This window comes from Shewanella colwelliana (assembly GCF_001735525.1).
Lineage (GTDB): Bacteria > Pseudomonadota > Gammaproteobacteria > Enterobacterales > Shewanellaceae > Shewanella > Shewanella colwelliana.
In genome coordinates, this window is the sequence record NZ_MCBT01000048.1 from 262,251 (window position 1) to 280,512 (window position 18,262).

18 protein-coding genes are annotated in these 18,262 nt (G+C 43.8%); 8 read left to right on the forward strand and 10 right to left on the reverse strand.

Annotated features, from left to right (window positions below; translation table 11 throughout):
* Window positions 1–112: 112 nt before the first annotated feature.
* A complete protein-coding gene (locus BEL05_RS18955; protein WP_069672262.1) occupies window positions 113–1,666 on the forward strand; it encodes a dipeptidase in 1,554 nt (517 codons plus the stop codon).
* 53 nt (window positions 1,667–1,719) lie between these two features.
* Here the strand turns inward: BEL05_RS18955 and ggt are convergent, their stop codons facing one another.
* A complete protein-coding gene (ggt, locus tag BEL05_RS18960; protein WP_439332372.1) occupies window positions 1,720–3,450 on the reverse strand; it encodes a gamma-glutamyltransferase in 1,731 nt (576 codons plus the stop codon).
* Window positions 3,451–3,533: 83 nt separating this feature from the next.
* On the opposite strand from ggt, the gene BEL05_RS18965 reads away from it, so the two are divergent.
* Window positions 3,534–4,706, forward strand: coding sequence for a GNAT family N-acetyltransferase (locus BEL05_RS18965; RefSeq protein ID WP_028762014.1), 1,173 nt, complete (start codon window positions 3,534–3,536; stop codon window positions 4,704–4,706).
* Window positions 4,707–4,717: 11 nt separating this feature from the next.
* Here BEL05_RS18965 and BEL05_RS18970 read toward each other — a convergent pair whose 3' ends face one another.
* The 3 genes from BEL05_RS18970 to BEL05_RS18980 form a co-directional block, all read right to left on the reverse strand.
* Window positions 4,718–5,335 (reverse strand): LysE family translocator, encoded by a 618-nt coding sequence (locus BEL05_RS18970; RefSeq protein ID WP_028762013.1) that lies wholly within the window; start codon window positions 5,333–5,335, stop codon window positions 4,718–4,720.
* 119 nt (window positions 5,336–5,454) lie between these two features.
* On the reverse strand, window positions 5,455–6,495 hold the full coding sequence (gene hppD, locus BEL05_RS18975) for a 4-hydroxyphenylpyruvate dioxygenase (protein WP_069672101.1): 1,041 nt from the start codon (window positions 6,493–6,495) through the stop codon (window positions 5,455–5,457).
* 96 nt (window positions 6,496–6,591) lie between these two features.
* Entirely contained in the window at window positions 6,592–7,752 is a 1,161-nt protein-coding gene (locus BEL05_RS18980) for a homogentisate 1,2-dioxygenase (protein ID WP_028762011.1), read from the reverse strand.
* 153 nt (window positions 7,753–7,905) lie between these two features.
* Here BEL05_RS18980 and BEL05_RS18985 point away from each other — a divergent pair, with 153 nt between their 5' ends.
* Both BEL05_RS18985 and BEL05_RS18990 read left to right on the forward strand, forming a co-directional pair.
* Window positions 7,906–8,823, forward strand: coding sequence for a LysR family transcriptional regulator (locus tag BEL05_RS18985; RefSeq protein WP_069672102.1), 918 nt, complete (start codon window positions 7,906–7,908; stop codon window positions 8,821–8,823).
* Window positions 8,824–9,048: 225 nt separating this feature from the next.
* Window positions 9,049–9,405: a DUF6508 domain-containing protein gene (locus BEL05_RS18990; protein WP_028762009.1), complete on the forward strand. Its 357-nt coding sequence runs from the start codon at window positions 9,049–9,051 to the stop codon at window positions 9,403–9,405.
* A 63-nt stretch (window positions 9,406–9,468) separates the two neighbouring features.
* Here the strand turns inward: BEL05_RS18990 and BEL05_RS18995 are convergent, their stop codons facing one another.
* Complete coding sequence (locus BEL05_RS18995; RefSeq protein WP_069672103.1) at window positions 9,469–10,461, reverse strand: cytochrome-c peroxidase; 993 nt, start codon at window positions 10,459–10,461, stop codon at window positions 9,469–9,471.
* A 215-nt stretch (window positions 10,462–10,676) separates the two neighbouring features.
* On the reverse strand, window positions 10,677–10,907 hold the full coding sequence (locus tag BEL05_RS19000) for a PGPGW domain-containing protein (RefSeq protein ID WP_051412825.1): 231 nt from the start codon (window positions 10,905–10,907) through the stop codon (window positions 10,677–10,679).
* A 331-nt stretch (window positions 10,908–11,238) separates the two neighbouring features.
* On the opposite strand from BEL05_RS19000, the gene BEL05_RS19005 reads away from it, so the two are divergent.
* Window positions 11,239–11,943, forward strand: a complete 705-nt coding sequence (locus BEL05_RS19005; protein ID WP_245687032.1) for a substrate-binding periplasmic protein — start codon at window positions 11,239–11,241, stop codon at window positions 11,941–11,943.
* A 51-nt stretch (window positions 11,944–11,994) separates the two neighbouring features.
* Here BEL05_RS19005 and BEL05_RS19010 read toward each other — a convergent pair whose 3' ends face one another.
* Window positions 11,995–12,402, reverse strand: coding sequence for a YccF domain-containing protein (locus BEL05_RS19010; protein ID WP_069672104.1), 408 nt, complete (start codon window positions 12,400–12,402; stop codon window positions 11,995–11,997).
* 202 nt (window positions 12,403–12,604) lie between these two features.
* Between BEL05_RS19010 and BEL05_RS19015 the strand changes: the two genes are divergently transcribed.
* Window positions 12,605–13,537 (forward strand): pyridoxal-phosphate dependent enzyme, encoded by a 933-nt coding sequence (locus BEL05_RS19015; RefSeq protein WP_028762004.1) that lies wholly within the window; start codon window positions 12,605–12,607, stop codon window positions 13,535–13,537.
* A gap of 147 nt (window positions 13,538–13,684) precedes the next feature.
* Here BEL05_RS19015 and BEL05_RS20965 read toward each other — a convergent pair whose 3' ends face one another.
* Window positions 13,685–13,858, reverse strand: a complete 174-nt coding sequence (locus tag BEL05_RS20965) for a hypothetical protein (RefSeq protein WP_139151924.1) — start codon at window positions 13,856–13,858, stop codon at window positions 13,685–13,687.
* Between the two features lie 456 nt (window positions 13,859–14,314).
* On the opposite strand from BEL05_RS20965, the gene BEL05_RS19020 reads away from it, so the two are divergent.
* Window positions 14,315–15,937 carry a mechanosensitive ion channel family protein gene (locus BEL05_RS19020; RefSeq protein ID WP_069672105.1) on the forward strand — a complete coding sequence of 541 codons (1,623 nt, stop codon included), beginning with the start codon at window positions 14,315–14,317 and terminating at the stop codon, window positions 15,935–15,937.
* Window positions 15,938–16,046: 109 nt separating this feature from the next.
* Entirely contained in the window at window positions 16,047–16,985 is a 939-nt protein-coding gene (locus BEL05_RS19025; RefSeq protein ID WP_028762002.1) for a chemotaxis protein CheV, read from the forward strand.
* Between the two features lie 67 nt (window positions 16,986–17,052).
* Here BEL05_RS19025 and BEL05_RS19030 read toward each other — a convergent pair whose 3' ends face one another.
* Together BEL05_RS19030 and BEL05_RS19035 are read right to left on the reverse strand one after the other, a co-directional pair.
* On the reverse strand, window positions 17,053–17,697 hold the full coding sequence (locus tag BEL05_RS19030; RefSeq protein WP_069672106.1) for a hypothetical protein: 645 nt from the start codon (window positions 17,695–17,697) through the stop codon (window positions 17,053–17,055).
* Window positions 17,698–17,743: 46 nt separating this feature from the next.
* Window positions 17,744–18,103, reverse strand: coding sequence for a DUF2750 domain-containing protein (locus tag BEL05_RS19035; RefSeq protein ID WP_069672107.1), 360 nt, complete (start codon window positions 18,101–18,103; stop codon window positions 17,744–17,746).
* Between the last annotated feature and the right edge of the window lie 159 nt (window positions 18,104–18,262).

Genomic DNA, 18,262 nt, shown 5'->3' on the forward strand with positions numbered 1-18,262 from the left:
ATTTGTCTTTTGTTTGTAACAAATGTTGTGAGTTGGTCGTTTTTTAGTTCTAACAGGGCTTTTTTGTGGCAATATGCGGCGATTAATCATTAACAATAATACCTATCCTTTTATGATTACTCATCATTTTAGCCTTGTAAAGGCAGCTTTGCTGACAGCTTTTTTTAGTATTTGTATCAGCCCCGCGACGAAAGCGACAATTGAACATAACCATGCTCCCATCTCTACTCTGGCGATAGAAACGGCCGAGCTTGCCGTGAGCCAATATGGTAATGAAACAGTCAAAAGTTTAGCAAGTTTAGTACGTTACAAAACGGTTGCCGTAGATGGCATGACACCCGATACCAATCCTGAATTTATTGGCTTAAAAAGGGAATTAAAAGCCCTCAGTGAAACATTAGGGTTAGACTACGCCGATCATGGTTATGTGGTACTGATTGGGCTTGGGGAAAGTAAAGATAAGCTTGGCGTTATTACCCACGGTGATGTGCAACCTGCTGATGCAACCCTGTGGCAAACTGATCCTTTCGAACTGAATAAGATTAGCATGCCCGGGCTGTTGATTGGTCGTGGCACCGAAGATGATAAAGGGCCCATTGTCACCGCAATGTATGCAATGAAGACCATTAATGATCGCGGGCTTAAATTAAATAGACGCATCGAATTAATGGTTTATATGGCAGAAGAGTCAGATTGGGATCCACTGAAAGCGTTTTTAGACACATTTACCCCTGCAGAGATTAACATCACCATTGATGCAGAATATCCGGTGGTGACAGCGGAGAAAGGCTGGAGCCAGATAAAGTTTATTATTCCTAATGTTGCTGATGCGCTGGTAGGTTCTGCTAGCCTGGTCGAGTTTACGGGTGGTGTATTTGCTAGCCAGATCCCCCAGCAAGCAAGGGCTGAAATCGTCAATATAGATGCCAAACTGGTCACCCTGCTTAAGCACCGTGCTGAAAAACATCCAGGGGTGCAATACCAATTTATTCAACAAGGCAACAGCTTAACTGTTCTAGCTGACGGTAAGTCTACTCACTCTTCAACGCCCGAAGATGGTGTCAATGCTGTCACGCATCTGGCTATGCTGCTGGCAGGTTATCATTGGCCTGCGACCACTGCGGCGTTGACTCAGCGATTTGTCGCACAGATGATTGGTCTTGGGCTCTACGCCGAGCAATTTGGCGAGATTGGTTACAGTGATCCCTTTATGGGGCAAATGAGCCTTGCACCGACAGTAATAAAAGCGGTGGAGCAGGGTACTGAAGTCACCATTAATTTGCGTAGACCCTTAGGTAAAACAGCACAAACGTTAGATGAACAGACATTTAAGGCATTAAGCAATTGGCAACAGGCTAACGATATTGAACTTATTGATGTCGACACCTATTGGGGTGAACCTAAGTTAATGGATAAGGCACCGCATCTGAATACTCTATTGTCAGTATTTGGCCATTTCGCCGGCGTAGAAAACCCGCAACCTGTTGCGATTGGCGGCTCGACGAACAGTAAACTGTTTCCTAATGCACTTAGTTTTGGCCCAGCCATGCCTGGGGTTGAATACACAGGTCATAGTGAACATGAATTTATCACCCATGAACAATTTATGCTTAATCTCAAAATGTATACCGCAGCCTTTGTTGAGTTGGCTGTGCAAGCAAAATAGTGGAATTTAGCGCAGTTTATGGCTGCGCTATCTATTCTGCACTACATCATTATTTAATATCCCGCTGTTTCGCTGCCAGCTCTTCGCGGATCAGAGGCGCCGAAGATACCCTCTTCGGTTACCATGATAGATTGGGTAGCGCCGATTGCATTTTTCACCTTCACTTTATGCCCCTTCGCTTCTAACAAATTTATCGTATCGCGATTAAGGCTCTTTTCGGCTCGTAGTTCATCCGGTAACCACTGATGATGTATACGGCTGGCATAACTGGCTTCTGCAATATTCAGCTTGTGATCAATGACATTCATAATAATCTGTAGAGTAGTATTGATAATTCGCGAGCCCCCAGGACTGCCTGTGACGATAAAGGGTTTACCCGCTTTCATTACGATGGTTGGGCTCATGGAGCTCAATGGACGTTTACCTCCCTTCACCGCATTGGCATCACCACCAATGAGGCCATAGCCATTTGGCACACCTGCTTTAACTGAAAAATCATCCATCTCGTTATTGAGTAAAATCCCCGTTCCCTTAGCGACTAACCCTGAGCCATAACTGAAATTCAGTGTGTAGGTATTTGCTACCGCATTCCCCCATTTGTCTACAACAGAATAGTGGGTGGTTTGTGGGCTTTCATAACCTGCAATTTTCCCAGGTGCAATTTCACTGCTGGGTGTCGCTCGGTTAATGCTAATGCTTTTGGCACGACTGTTGGCATAGGTTTTACTGATAAGTTGACTGACGGGAACGTCAACAAAGCCGGGATCGCCTAAATATTCGCTACGATCGCTGTAAGCCCGCTTCATCACTTCAGCCATTAAGTGAAGCGTATCGGCACTGTTGTGCCCCAATTTTTCAATCGGGTAGGGCTCAAGCATATTGAGCATCTCGATAATATGAATCCCCCCTGATGACGGCGGTGGCATGGAGACCACTTGATAGCCTCGATATTGGCCGCTGATAGGTTGTCGCTCTATCACCTTGTATTGTGCCAGATCATCGAGGGTCATAACGCCACCCGCTTCAGTAATCGCTGCCACAATCTTTTCTGCCGTGTCGCCAGTATAAAACCCTTTGCTGCCTTGCTCACTAATCAAAGAGAGTGAGTGAGCAAGCTCAGGCTGAAATAAGGTGTCTCCAATGGCAAAATTGCTGCCATCTGCTTGATAAAATATTGCCTTGGAACTTGGCCACTGTGCGATTCTGCGTTTAAGTCCCGCTAAGGATGTTGCTAAATCAGGGGTCACTAAAATGCCGTTCTTGGCCAATTCAATGGCGGGGGCAACGACCTGCGACATCGTCATGGTGCCATACTGTTTTAACGCTAGCTCCATTCCCATTACTGTGCCAGGTACGCCAACAGCGAGCCCATGTTCTCGGCTCAGCTTTGCAACCGGATCACCATTTTCGTCGAGAAAAATATTCTTATGGGCACTGGCTGGCGCCACTTCACGATAGTCGATAGCCAAGGTTCGTTGCTCCTTAGCGAGGTGAACGAGCATGAAACCGCCCCCCCCCAAATTCCCTGCGCGTGGCAGGGTGACGGCCAGAGCAAAACCAACCGCGACGGCTGCATCGACGGCATTACCGCCTTGTTTGAGAATATCGACACCAACATGGGTTGCCAGCGCTTCTTGGCTTGATACCATGCCATGTTTAGCCCAGATGGGTTGGACAGTGGCACTATTACTGTATATTGATGATTCGTTAGCGTGAACAAATTGCCCTGAGATTAGCGGCAAAGAGAGCGATATGGCGATAATGAGGGTCTTAATTGGGCGCACAATCATTCCTTTGTATCTTGATTTGTTACTAAATGTGCCGATTAATGCTGTTAAAAGCAAGGTGTTGTCGTAAGGAGTTATGGGTGTCAGTGGAATTTAGTTTTCAATACGTTAATCAGATTGAGCAGATTGGTAAGCAGGCTTGGTCTAGCTTAATGGGGCAAAGTAACCCGTTTACCCGCTATGATTTTTTACACTCGCTTGAGGTGAGTGGTTGTGTTGGTGGGGCGAGTGGATGGCAACCTATGCACGTTAAAGTGACCCATGCAGGGCAAAGCGTTGCAGTAATGCCCTTGTACTTTAAGACTCACTCCTATGGTGAATATGTGTTTGATTGGGCGTGGGCGCAGGCTTATGCCCGACACCAGCTCGATTACTATCCAAAACTTGTCAGCGCGATTCCATTTACTCCCGTTTGCGGTAAGCGGATAGCCATCGCGCCAAGTGTGCAGGTGGGGGAACAAACACTGTTACTGCAGCAGTTAAGTCACTATTTAGATGGCTTACTTGATAAACTAAGTGCATCAGGTTGGCATAACCTATTTCATGATAGCGAGGCCCAGCAAAAGTTCAGGAAGGCGAGTCACCTTACGCGCCTCGGTACCCAATTTCATTGGCACAATCGTGGTTATAGTGACTTCAATGACTTTGTTGCCACCATGAGTAGCCGCAAGCGTAAAAATATCCTTAAAGAGCGTCGTCAGCTAGACGATAAAGGGTTGAGTTTCCGCTTTGTTAAGGGTGAGGATGTCACAGAAAGTGACTTACTGCACTTTGTGGCGTGCTATCAAGCGACCTACGATAAACGCTCTGGTCACAGTGGATACCTAAATCATGCTTTTTTCAGCCAATTGCTAGCTTCGATGGCGGATGCCATCTTGTTGCTTATTGTTGAGCAACAAACGTCGCATGGCGTTATTCCTATTGCCGCAGCCCTCTATTTTACCTCAGCGACCACACTTTATGGGCGTTATTGGGGCAGCTTGGTAGAGATGGATGGGCTGCATTTTGAAACCTGTTATTACCAAGGGATTGATTATGCGATAACCCATGGGGTTCAGATATTTGATGCAGGCGCCCAAGGAGAGCATAAAGTCTTGCGTGGATTTGAACCGGTAGCAACCTACTCAGCACATGAAATCAAGCATCCTGGTTTTCGCGTCGCTATTGAGGATTTTACTCAACAAGAGCGACAGCAAATTAACCATTATATGGCGCAATTGCGGAAAGTCTTACCGTATAAAAAGGGCGACTAACAGACTCTGCGTTAACCTAGCGCCAACCATAAGCCAACACAGATCATTAAACTCCCTGCTATACGGTTCATCCACTTGATGTTATCGCCTCGACTTAAAAACAGTTTAAGGGTTTTTCCGCCGCTCGCATAAGCAAGCATGCTGAAGAACTCTGTCATCATAATAATTGACAGTAATACCATTAATTGTGGTGCAATCGCTTGGTCAACGCTGATAAAAGGGGGGAGCAGCGAGATCATAAAGGCCCAGCCTTTTGGATTAGCAATTGCGGTGACAAAGCCTTGAGTTATTAGCGCTCGATTACTGATCTGACTGGAAGTATTGTCAAGGTTGGCCATTTTCCCTTTGGCTCGCCACATGCTAATGCCGATGTAACCAAGATAGAGCCCACCGACCCATTTTAAAATATCGAAGAGTTGTGGATAGTTCAGCATCATACTGGCGACACCCATTACGGCGGCAATCGCCACGAGGGCAACGCCTGCTAGCTCACCAACCATCATCCATAAGGTTCGGCGCACACCGATACTCATACCGAGAGTCATGGCCAGTGTCATACACATACCTGGTGTAATTGAGACGAAAAAAAAGGTCGGTAAAAATACCGCAATGAGAATATGTTCTGACATGAAAGCGTTAGGCCAGTGAGTAGATAATTAAGTGTGCTAGTGTAGAGGTTTATTGTTGTGCTGCAATAAAAAAAACCAGCGCGATGCTGGTTTTTTGAGGTTGGATCACTGGGTGATTGTTAGAGTACGCCGCGACGCACCTGATCACGCTCAATCGATTCAAATAGGGCTTTAAAATTACCTTCGCCAAAACCGAGATTATTTTTACGCTGGATGATTTCGATAAAAATTGGACCAAATAGATTTTTGGTGAAAATTTGCAGTAAGTAGCCATCTTCATCGCCATCTACCAGGATTTGATGATGCTTGATGCGATCTCTGTCTTCAGTGACTTGAGGCAGCTTTTCAAAGATAGTGTCGTAATACTCTGGAATTATGTCCAAGGTTTGAATGGAGCTTCCTTCCATGGCATCCAGTGAGGCAACTATGTCGCGGCTACGGAACGCTAAGTGTTGGACACCTGGGCCATCGTACTCTTTTAAGTACTCATCAATTTGGTTACGATCATCGCCTTTGCCTTCGTTAATTGGAATGCAGAAACTACCATCTGGCGAGCGCAGGGCGTAAGAGATAAGAGCTGTTTGTGAGCCCTTAATGTCGAAGTAACGCACTTCTGTAAAGCCAAAAATGTCTTTGTAGAAGTTTGACCAATATTCCATGGTGCCCTTATGGACATTATTGGTGAGATGGTCGACCTCAATGAAACCTTTCTCTTGGGTGATGATAGGCTCATCTAACGCTTCGAAATCAGAAGTGTAGATATTGTTGTCATCGCCAAACGTATCGATAAAGTAGATAAGGCTGTCACCAATGCCATAGATAGCGGGATAGGGAAGATCTTTCACCTCATCTGCTGCGGGTTTAGCCCCACGGGCTACAGCACCTTCAAAGGCAAAGTTGGCATCTTCTACACGCCAGCCCATAGAACTAATGGCTGGGCCATGCGTTCTGGCAAACTGGGCTGAAAAGCCCTGTTTTTCATTGTTGAGTAAAAAGTTAATATCATTTTGTTTATAGTAAACAATATCTTTCTGCTTGTGTTTTTTAAGTTTTGAGAAACCAAAGTCGATAAAAACTTTATGCATAAAATCTAGATCTGGTGTAGCAAATTCAGTGAATTCGATACCAAGTAGACCCAGTGGGTTTTGTTCGCTTGCCATGTAATTATCCTCTTTCAACTTATTGCAACCAAGGACACTCTTCGGTGTCACCTCTGGTGTTATATTTATTAGATGTTCAGCACTGGCTGAACGCTTTTACTCTTCTAGCCAGGAACGGTTGTAATCTTTGCTCATGCACGCATTGACATGCTGGGTCAGTTGCAGTGGTGCAAAGGTGTCCACCATTACTGCATACTCATAGGTTTCAGTTTTGCCCACTGAGGCTTCAGTACGACCAGGTTGTGGTCCATGCGGCACGCCTTTTTGATGTAAGGTCATGTAGCCCGCTTCGATACCTGTGCGACTCATAAAGTCACCGTCGACATAATAGAGCACCTCATCGCTATCAATATTGCTGTGATAGTAAGGCGCTGGAATTGACTGTGGGTGGAAGTCGTAGGGGCGCGGGACAAAATTGCAGATTACGAAATTATGGGCGGTAAAGACCAAGTGGTCGGAAGGCGGTAGATGGATCTGACCGACCTTTGGCGCGTAATCTTGAATATTAAATGCCCAGGGATAAACGCAGCCGTCCCAGCCCACTAAATCGAAGGGATGCCATTCAAGTGTCGTTAATTGGTATTTATTACCAAATTTACAGATCAGTGAAAACTCACCTTTTTCAACCACCGCTTGTTGCAAACTCGGTACTCTAAGGTCTCGCTCGCAATAGGGAGCAGATTCGAGCAGTTGACCATATTCATTTCGGAAGTGCTTAGGCACTTCAATCATGGAAAATGATTCAATCACGAATAGACGAACCGCTTGATAGTTATCGAATTTCAATTGATACGTAGTGCCGCGAGGGATCACTAGGTAGTCCCACTTCTTAACTGCTAAGGTGCCATATTCACTGTATAAAGTGCCTGCCCCCTCGTGGACAAAAACCACTTCGTCTGCATAGGCATTACGGTAAAACGCTTCTGTGTCTTCAGTTACCTTGGCCGTATACATGGCAACATCGGCATTGTGAAAGATCTTATTTCGTGCAGAGAAGAAATTACCTTCGCAGTCGGCTTGTTTTGAATCGAGCTTGTAGTTTTGGATAAGCGAATCTTCCCAAGTCTCACCATGATTGAGCTGATAAGGCGCAACCTGCAATGCTTTGGTGGGCATATTGTGATGATATTTATTGGAGTAAATATTGGAAAAACCGTGGGTCGAAAACAACTCTTCGCGATAAAGCTCACCATTCTCTTTTTTAAACGTGATATGGCGTTTATGTGGGATCTCTCCCTGTCTTACATAAAATGGCATCGCTTAAGTCCTTGGGTGCTCTGCTGGCACACTTATCAATTTGTGATCTAGGTATCAATTTAGTTGCTAGAATGAACAAAAAAAAGAATAATAAATAGCTCAACTCCATCTAATTTATAGATGGTGGTATTTGCTTTACAGTGAGTGATGCGTATGAAGATTGATGTTGAAGCGTTTAAAGTACTGGAAGTTTTAGTGGAAGAGGGCAGTTTTGCTAAGGCTGCAGAGCGATTGCATAAGGCTCAGTCGGCGGTCAGTTATCAAGTAAAAAAGCTAGAGCAACACTTAGGTGTAAAGTTATTTTGTCGTGATCAGTACCGGGCGGAATTAACAGCCGAGGGCAAGGTCATTCTGGCAGAAGGACGAAGATTGCTACAATATCTCAATAATATCGAACATTTAGCGAGTCGATTCAGTGAAGGGTGGGAGCCTAAGCTTGAAGTTGTAGTTGATGGGTCTTTGCCTATGGAACCCATTATGAGTGCACTAAAACAGCTATCAGAACATAATATCCCGACCAAAATTCAGTTAAACATGGAGTTCTTGGGCGGTGTACAGCACAGATTTGAGCGTGATAAGGCAGATCTGATGCTGGTAAAAGACTATCGGACCGGCCCCAATTATCGCCCCAAGTCGTTACCGGAAATTCGCAGTATGTTGGTCGTATCTGCACAGCACCCACTTGCGAGTGCGACTGATGTAAGCTTGTATGAGTTACTGCAACATGTGGAGTTAACCATCGAAGATTCTTCGCCCGGCAAGCACAACAGTGATGAGTTGCAGTTTGGTGGAGATAAGGTGTTTTTTCTGTCGGGGTTCATTATGAAAAAAAATGCACTGCTGATGGGATTGGGCTTCGGTTGGATGCCTGAGTTTCTTATTAAAGATGAACTTGCTCTGGAAAGCCTTGTTGAGTTGGATTTCTTAGGGGGCAGCCGCTTCAGCTTTACCCCCCAATTAGTGTCGACTATGGACCGCCCGTTGGGCCGTGCTGGTCGTTTATTTACCGATCTGATATTAAAAGAGTTTAGCCGATTTCATAATCTACCCACAGGCTCGACAATCAGCTAAGTAGATTGATAGCTATAAGAGAAGTCCTCACTTACGTCTTATTGATAGATTTCCTTAGATAGAGACTCTCCTGCAATCGTTAAGCGTGTGTTCAGTAAGCGTTCCATACACTTGTCAGCAACTAAGTGGTATGGGTTATGCAGATTAAATATATTGGCGAGCGACCGTCAATTTAGCCGTTTAAGGATAGGCTTAATTGCGATCTGCAATAATGAGGAGATCGATATGAATGGGTTATCATCAGTCCAGATGGCAAACATCAATAGTCAATATAGAACCAAGCTGACACCTGGAGAACATCTGGTCTTGGCCGAGCATTTATATGGTTTTATGGAAGCGATGGATCATAATGGGTTGCTACTGGCGCAGTTAAATTGGGATGAGTGGTATCAGCATAGCTATCTCGTCGATAGGCCTGACTATATAGGCGATGCAAGCTTTTATGAATGTCAGTTGTTGTTGACTGCAATGGCGCGTTTAGAGCGCTTTAGCCCTGGGGTGCTTAATAACATGCGCCGCCAAGGTGTGCTAATTGCGATTGTAGACCGTTTGACTCAGCTAAGTTATCAAGTCGCCGTATAAATGGTGTAAACGAGGTTATCCCAATATTGGCAATAACCTCCACGTGTTTTTAGTTAACCTAGACTAGTTAGTAAACGGCAGTGGTCTTGGAGTATTAGCATTGGACGGCGGTAAAATAGGTAAGGTAATTTGCGGCTGCTCACCTGTAAGACTTTTTAAGAAGCTGACCATCTCTTTGGTTTCTTTTTCTGTCAATGCTGCACCAAGTTGGATGTCGGCCATTGTATTAACTGCTTCTTCTAAGGTCCAAGTTTCACCATCGTGGAAGTAGGGGTAGGTTAGTTCAATATTTCTTAGGGTTGGTACTTTAAACACGTGCTTATCCGATTCCTTACCGGTTACAGCGATGCGACCTTCTGCTGGGTTATTCGTGTGGAATGGCTTAACAAGTCCCATTTTCATGTACATAGTTCCTCCAACCGCAGGGCCATTATGGCAACTGCTACAAGCCTTATCTTTAAATAGCTGGTAACCTGCTTGCGCACTTTCACTGATCGCCTCTTTGTCACCTTCAAGGTACTTGTCAAAAGGGCTATTTGGGGTGACTAAGGTCTTTTCAAACTCAGCAATGGCATCGGTGATATTGTCAATATTTACGCTATCTTTACCATAAATCGCTGCAAAACGGCTCTGATACCCTGGCATAGAGTCGATGGTAGATACGGCCAATTCGTGGGTAAAGCCCATCTCTTTGGGATTTGCAATCGGGCCTGCTGCTTGCTCTTGCAGATCTTTTGCTCTGCCGTCCCAAAATTGGGCTAAACCATATTCAGCATTGAGGACCGTGGGAGAGTTAATAGGGCCCTGTTGCCAGTTGTGGCCAATAGAGGTTGGCAATGCATCAACGCCACCTAACGAAAGGTTGTGGCATGAGTTGCAAGAGATGAACCCAGATTTAGATAGGCGTGGTTCAAAAAATAGCATTTTACCCAACTCAACTTTTTCAGGCTGAGAGATTTTGGCTGGTTCGATTATTGCAATTGGCTCTTGGGCAAGCAAAGAGTGGCTGGCCAGTGTGGTGATTACGGCAATACTAAGTGTACTAAGTTGCTTCATCTAAAACCTCATATAAATACATGCTAAATGTAGGGTTATTAACTTGAAGCTAGTGTAGATTTTTTAACTGAGTACTTATAACGTATTGTTTAGATTGAGACTATCGCTATTTTGGATTGAGGTTATACGATTTAGATCACAGACAGGGGTTATCACTAAGGATAGGCTCATTGCAGTACCTCACGCTTATGGGGTAATGTGTGATATTGACCGCTTTATGGCTTTCGGTAGCGATAATCCCTAATCTTCTTATCAAGCAAATTGGCGCTATGGCTCATGAAGCGCTGACTCTTTTTTAGCCAACGTTTTGCCCATGAGTATTCTAGACTCAGCACTGCTAGCCCGATAGGGAGTAATAACCAAGCAGGCCCTGGTAAGACGATCAAAGCCGTACCTAACAGGGTTAATCCGCCTCCCACAATCGTAATAACTGTTTTTCGTAACATGTTTACCCCTTGTAATGCAGATATTAACTATACTTGTTGTGCATCATTTTTCCCCATATTGCGAATCAATATTTGTAACAAAAGGATTTATGGGTCAACGTTAGTTATAGTGTTGTGCTTTTTGAAAGAGCCTGCAGTATAAGTGGCAATGGTTCAATTGCTTGCTGGTGGAGTTAATTAGATTCTTAAAGAAGGATGGTTACTGTATCTCTTTTATGAAAGATGACTTTAAAAGTAAATAGAGGAATTAGACATAGTGAATGCTACTTTTACTGTCGATAGCAGATCTGTTTTGTGGATGATATTTTGCCTCATCACGAGTGGGCTATTGATGTTGGTAACAGCAATCCACAGTCGCGCTGACACCTTAGTATTATCGTCTTTAAATTGGCCGCCATATAGTGGTGAGACACTTAAAGGCGGCGGCGCAAGTGTTGTGGTCGCACGAGCCGCATTGAATGCCATGGGACATGAGTTGAAAGTCGATTACTATCCATGGAGTCGAACAATCCGCGTTGTTAATCGTGAAGATTCCATCTATATGGGCTATTTCCCCGAATACTACCATCCAACCGATCAGTTTGTTTTTTCCAGTTCCATGGGCGAAAGTCCCTTAGGGATAATAGAGCATCATCTGTTCCCTATGCAATGGTCCAGGATTACAGATCTTAACCGCTACACCTTAGGTGTCGTAAGGGATTACGTTAATACACTGGAGTTGGATGAGATGATCGACTCTGGCCGGCAACCAGTCGAAACGGTTAGTTCCGATGAACACAATATTCGAAAAGTAGCCACAGGGCGCATTCCTGGAGCTGTGATGGATCTCTATGTGTTTAACTATTTAGTGGCGCAACCACATTTAGTGGGGTTAGGCGAAAAACTGCAAATAAATAAGCAACTGCTTGATACAAAAAAGCTTTATGTGGCATTTAAAAATAGCGATGAGGGCATTAAGTGGCGTGAGATATATAACGAGGGTTTGGCGCGTATCGATATCAACCAGGTGGTCGATGAATATCTTAAGTCGCTATGAATGGCCGCGGTTGGCAGCCATTCATGTCGCGAATATTTTAAGCAATTAAGATTATGCTTTGGCTGTGATGGTTTGACCTATAGGCGTCAAGCTTAACAGCGCCAGTTTTAAATGCGCTATCCCAAACGGGATGCCTATAATGGTAACAAAACACGCTAACGCATGAGTGATATGCCCAATTGCCAACCAAACCCCAAAGAATAAGAACCACACAATATTACCGACTAAACCCAGTGGACCTGTGCCTATATCTTCCACACCTGTGAGTGCCTTTCGGTTAATATTATCCTGTCCAAAGGGCCAAAATGCCATCTCGCCAATGACGAAACAGGCTCGGCCAAACGGAATGCCTATAATACTAATGAAGCAAAGAAGTCCAGCTAGCCACCAAGCTAAGCCCATGACGAACCCGCCTAAAATAAACCACGCAATATTAAATATTAATCTTAGAATTGGCATATCAATTTCCTATTTCCCTTATCTACTTAAGTGATAAGCAGATAGCGTGCCAACTGTTAAGTTACTGATTATTTGTGTTATAATTGCTTTTTACGGATGAGCTATTGTTAAGGTGTGACATATTATGCCTAAAGTTAGTCAGATTGCTCATCGATCCATATACAGGGTAAAATGGCCGTCTCCTCTAAAGACGCTCAAGATAATGAAGTTAGCTAATACCCCGATCCATAGCATCAACGTTGACGGATATCGAGTTTTCGTTAAACGCGACGATCTGTTGCACCCCTATTTTTCTGGTAATAAAGCGCGCAAATTTGCCCATTTTTTGCAGCATGAGTTTGACGGCATATGTCGGCTGATTGGCTACGGCTCTCCTCAGGCTAATTCGCTCTATTCAATGTCAGCGTTAGCGCAACTAAAGGGTTGGCGTTTGGACTTTTATGTCGATCACATTGCCAGTCACCTACGTGATAATCCAAGTGGCAATTATTTGGGTGCGCTTAATAATGGCGCCAATATTATCGATTTAAGCTTATGCAGTGATCGGCAAGGGCGTGCTGCATTAGATTACATAGAGCAGGAGATCCTGCCCAATCAGCAAAATACTCTATTTGTGCCTGAAGGTGGTCGATGTGCTTATGCTGAGTTTGGCGTTCGGCGGTTAGCGATGGAATTGAACGAGTGGAAAAAACAACAAAATTTGGCAGAACTTACCGTTTTCCTTCCTTCTGGCACTGGTACTACAGCGTTATTTTTGCAAAAGAGCTTTTACGAACTTGCCTCCAGTATCAAAGTTGTCACCTGCGCTGTTGTTGGAGATTGTACTTATTTGAATGCTCAGTTTACCCAACTGTCAGCAAATCTATCCCATCACCCACATGTGGTCGCATTGGCAAAACGTTATCATTTTGGCAAGCTCTATCGAGAGTTTTATGATATTTGGAACAAAGTGAATAAAACGGGAATTACTTTTGAGTTGCTTTATGATCCACTAGGCTGGCTTAATTTAACCCATTACATGGCCGAGAATAGTCATGAAACTATTGTATATTTGCATCAGGGAGGCTTACTGGGCAATGAGTCGATGTTGCCAAGGTATCAGAGAAAGTATCCATTGAGTGGTAAAGCTGATTAATCTACCCGGCTCAGGTTAGTATCTGTGAAAGTGATACAACCTGAGACAAGTGATTTGCTGAGTCGTTGACAGATGATGTCAATCCTACTTGTTGCAACAGCAACCTTCGATACGGTGAGAGGAGGTGTATCGAATAGCGGTGGTTAGTTATTTATTGCTAGACAGCAACCATTTCATAAATTGAAGTGCTTCGACCCGCTTAGAAAATGTTTGCTTGTTTTTACCTAAACTATCGGTGAAAGCGATAGAAGATTTGTTCAAGGAAATAGAGGCAACGGGAAAATTAACCGTGATCTCATGTCCATTCATTTTGTACGACATAGGTCATACTCCTATAGTGTTGACTGTTTGCTTAACAGTTTAAATTCAATAATAAAATATCCTTAGCTTATGCAAAAGATGAGTTAAAAACATTTGAGATAACCCATTTCCCTTAAACTAATCATCAGCATTTCAATGGTGGCTGGCTTTGCTCTTTGTCTAGCCACCGAGATACTGGGATGTACACAGTAAATCATGGTTTTATGACAATGATATGACGTGTTAAGGGGACTGCTGGATTAGTTGGATGCGATGACAATGGTCTAGCGAAACAAGAATACAGGACAGGGAGTCTCAAACTTCCAGCCAGTATACCGACAAGCATTCGCTTGTCAAATAGTTTTGATGGGAGACTTATAAGGTTAGTGTTTTTGCGCAAATGCGTTGTTTAGTATCTTTTGTTATCTGTAATAAATGCTAGAATTCATAGGCTTTTGTTAATTTTTTGAGGCTAGGATGCATAACAAATTTTTTTTGGGGTGGGTTTTATTCCTATCAGCTTTTGCTTTGGTAGCTAATGCTGCTGAACCAACAAGTGTTGTACAAGCTTTGCAAAAGGCATCGACTGACACCACAGAACAAGAGTTTTTAGACGTTGAGCCACACAAGTATAATTATAAAGACGCACTCCGCCGCGACACGCCTCGCGGTGCCCTAGAAGGTTTCACTCAAGCGACCTATGAACAAGATTTTGAAACGGCGGCCAAATATCTCGATTTGAGGTACTTGCCAGACGGTTTGTCTGCTGACAAAGGTCCTGAATATGCACAAAAACTGCAGGCGATTATTGACCGGAACATGTGGATTGATTTGGAGCTTATTAGTGATACTCCACAAGGCGTCACAGGAGACCAATTACCGAGTTATCGAGATCTATTTGGTCGGGTCAAACTACAAAGTAGTGAAATAGCTCTTTATTTACAACGAGTGCCAGGCGCGAATGGATCGATTTGGAAAATTTCCAATGCAACGGTGGCTAAAGTGCCTCAGTTATATGGCAATTTGGGCTACGGGCCATTAACTGAGTGGTATATTGCACACCTTCCGGAAGGCCGAGTTTTTAAGGTCAATATATGGGAGTGGGCATTAATCGTGACCTACTTAGTGGTAGCATTTTGTATCATCATCCCAATTACATGGTTGTTTAAGATACTGATACTCCGTACAGAGTATCATTTAAAAACTGAACTCGCCTACATTGTTGCTGGTCCACTGCGCTTCTTTCTTGCTGTGATGGCTGTTAGAACCTGGCTAAGCCATGGCACCATATCTACTGCCGCGCTCGAAGCGATTGATACTGGCATTTTAACGCTCATCTCAATTATTTGGTTAGTCTGGTCAGGAATGGGGATAATCCAAGCTGGTCTTAAACAACGTATGCTCGACAAAGGACAAAAGCAGGGGGCATCACTTTTAAGACCGCTAACCAATTTTTTACGAGTAATTTTTGTTGTGCTCGCAGTGCTGGTGTGGCTTGAGCACCTTGGTTTTAACGCCAGTGCAATCATCGCTGGGATGGGGATTGGTGGCATTGCAATTGCGCTTGCTTCTAAGCAGTCAATTGAGAATTTCATTGGCACGATTACCTTATACTCCGCCGCGCCAATTAAGGTGGGTAATGTCTGTAAATTTGGTTCAATTAAAGGCACTGTTGAAGAGATTGGTCTGCGTTGCACACAGATAAGAACGCTAGACAGGACACTTATCCATGTACCTAATGCAAAGTTGGTCGAGATGGAAATTGAGAATATTTCTGAGCGGGAGAAAATTCGTTTTAAAGCAGATATCCGATTAGACTATTTGATGACCAATACCGAACAATTGAAGGCGATTATTAAAGACATTAAAGAGATGCTCGAGGCGCATGAGTTAGTGATGGATTCGCCATTAAGGGTGACATTTAAGGGCTTTGGTCTGCATGGGTTGCAGGTTAATATTTTTGCTTATGTTGGTACTAAGAGTTTGCCTACTTACCAAGTTGCTTCAGAAGAGCTTCATCTCGGTATTATGGATATCGTGATCAAACATGGATCTAGAATCATACCTGTGGCACCTGTAGCATTAAATACTAGTCAGTAATAAAGAGATTCGTCGACTGTGATTGAACAGTGATAAATAGCGTCAATAAAGGGCTATACTTGTTAAAGTTATAGCCCCCAAATACCCTGAAAATTTAGTGAGAAGTGTTATGGCCAGAGTGTTAGAAACGGTTGATCAGAGGACACAACTTGTCGGCGAAAATCGTTTGGAACTATTATTGTTTCGCATTAATGCGACACAATTGTTTGCCATAAATGTTTTTAAGGTTAAAGAGGTTGTTAAACTTCCGCCACTCAGCGCTTTACCTGGCAGCCACAGTAGCATAAAGGGCGTCGCCAATATTCGTGGAACCTCAATACCTGTGATTGATTTAAGAGCGGCCATCGGTTTTCAACCTAGGGTTGATGATGGCGATGCAAATTTGATCATTACTGAGTATAACCGAAGCATTCAGGGGTTTATGGTCGGGCGAGTCGAGCATATTATCAATATGACTTGGGGTGATATTATGCCACCCCCAAAAAGTACCGGTGCCCATAACTATCTTACCGCCATCACCAAAGTTGAAGTAGAGGGCGTCACACAGCTGGTGTCTATTATTGATGTTGAAAAAGTCCTTGCTGAAATTATCCATTACGATATTTCACTCTCTGAGGGCGTTTTAGACCAGGAGCTCGCGGCGAACATGTATGGCCGTAAAATCCTCATTGCCGATGACTCTTCTACTGCTAGACGACAAGTGAAGGAAACGCTTGAGCCGTTAGGGATTGAAGTGATTGAGACGTCTGATGGTTTGCAAGCATTACAGGTACTGCAGAAGTGGTGTGATGAAGGTAAAGATGTTTACAATGAGATTTTGATGTTGATCACTGATGCAGAGATGCCCGAGATGGATGGTTATCGTCTGACTCATGAGATCCGCAAAGACAAACGCATGAATAAACTTTATATCACTCTCAATACATCCTTAAGCGGCAGTTTTAATAACGCCATGGTAGAAAAGGTTGGCTGCGATAAATTTATTTCTAAGTTTCAACCCGATCTACTGGTAGGTGTTGTACAAGATAGATTACGTCAAGTGGTATAGGACTGACGTTTAGGTTTAGCTTGGCATTAGGCTTTATCGAATGACAATGCAAAGTGAAACAGACAAGTTAATCGTTTAACTCGTTACTCATATCCGCCAGTACCTGTCGCTTCACCGCTTTGGTTGAAGCGATATTGATCCGACAGATTCTGACGGCATAGCCAAATCGTTCTCGGCCTACTAAGGTCACTAGATCCTGCAAAAATAGTTTGTCTAAGCCTAGCATGTTGCTGTAGTGCTCCACTGCGCTTGAGATTGATGTGTAATTGACACCGTCAAACATGAAGCCAAGATCGTACTGACTGGCATCTAAACTGACACCATTCAGACTCAATGGCCACCCAGAGGCTGATACTCGCTGTTTGGCGACTTGGTACATAAACCATGCACTCTTTTTAAACCCTTCAAATACTTTACAAGAGAACTCAGATTCGGCTAACTCCTGTTCAGTCCAATTTTCACCTATGGCCAAATGTTTGGCATAGCGTCGCATAAGTTCATCTTTGACTGCCATTTGACAGTCCCAAATTGAGGTTAACGGAGCTTTTGATGCAAATGATAGACACTCTTTACAGCAAGGAAGGGAGAGTGATGGATGTGGCGTGTAGTGGTGCGCTTGATAGTTAAATATCGCATTGCATGGTTCACCGCAAAACCAACAGGTGTGACGTTGAGTGAACGGGATATCAATCAATGGAAATAATGCAGACAAGGTTTAGCCCTTGTCTGCTATTGGCGTATTTGGCACCGGATGAAACTTATTCTTTTTCGATATCAACTAATGTCTTGGCCACTGCAATCGGGTCAAGTTCTAGGCATTCTTGTTCGGCTACCCAGTCAACACCAATGAGTACGCCATCATCATGAAGGTCGCTCACCCAATACTCAAGAAATTCTTCTAGGGTAATTGATACTGGCTGATAGTTCTTCCACTCTTCAGTGCAGTGTATTCTTGCTAGATCTTGGCTTGACCATAACGGCATGACGTCAGTTTCTTCATACTCTGAAGAGTCGCAAACTACCCAACCTTCACCAGTTTCGTCCTGAAGACCCCAAACGGCTTGGTGCTCTTTTACGTTTTCAATAAAACTTACTAAAACGGGATTGCTGTCAGTCATGTTCGATCTCTTTGAAGTTTGTTAAAAAAACGCCCCATTATACGTCAAGTAATGAGTCAGCCAAGTGATAGTTTAGTAAAAAAGCGCACTAATTGGCCGCTTACAGATAAAAGCCTAGCAGGTGAATTAAATTGCGATAAAAAATCTAGTATAAACAGT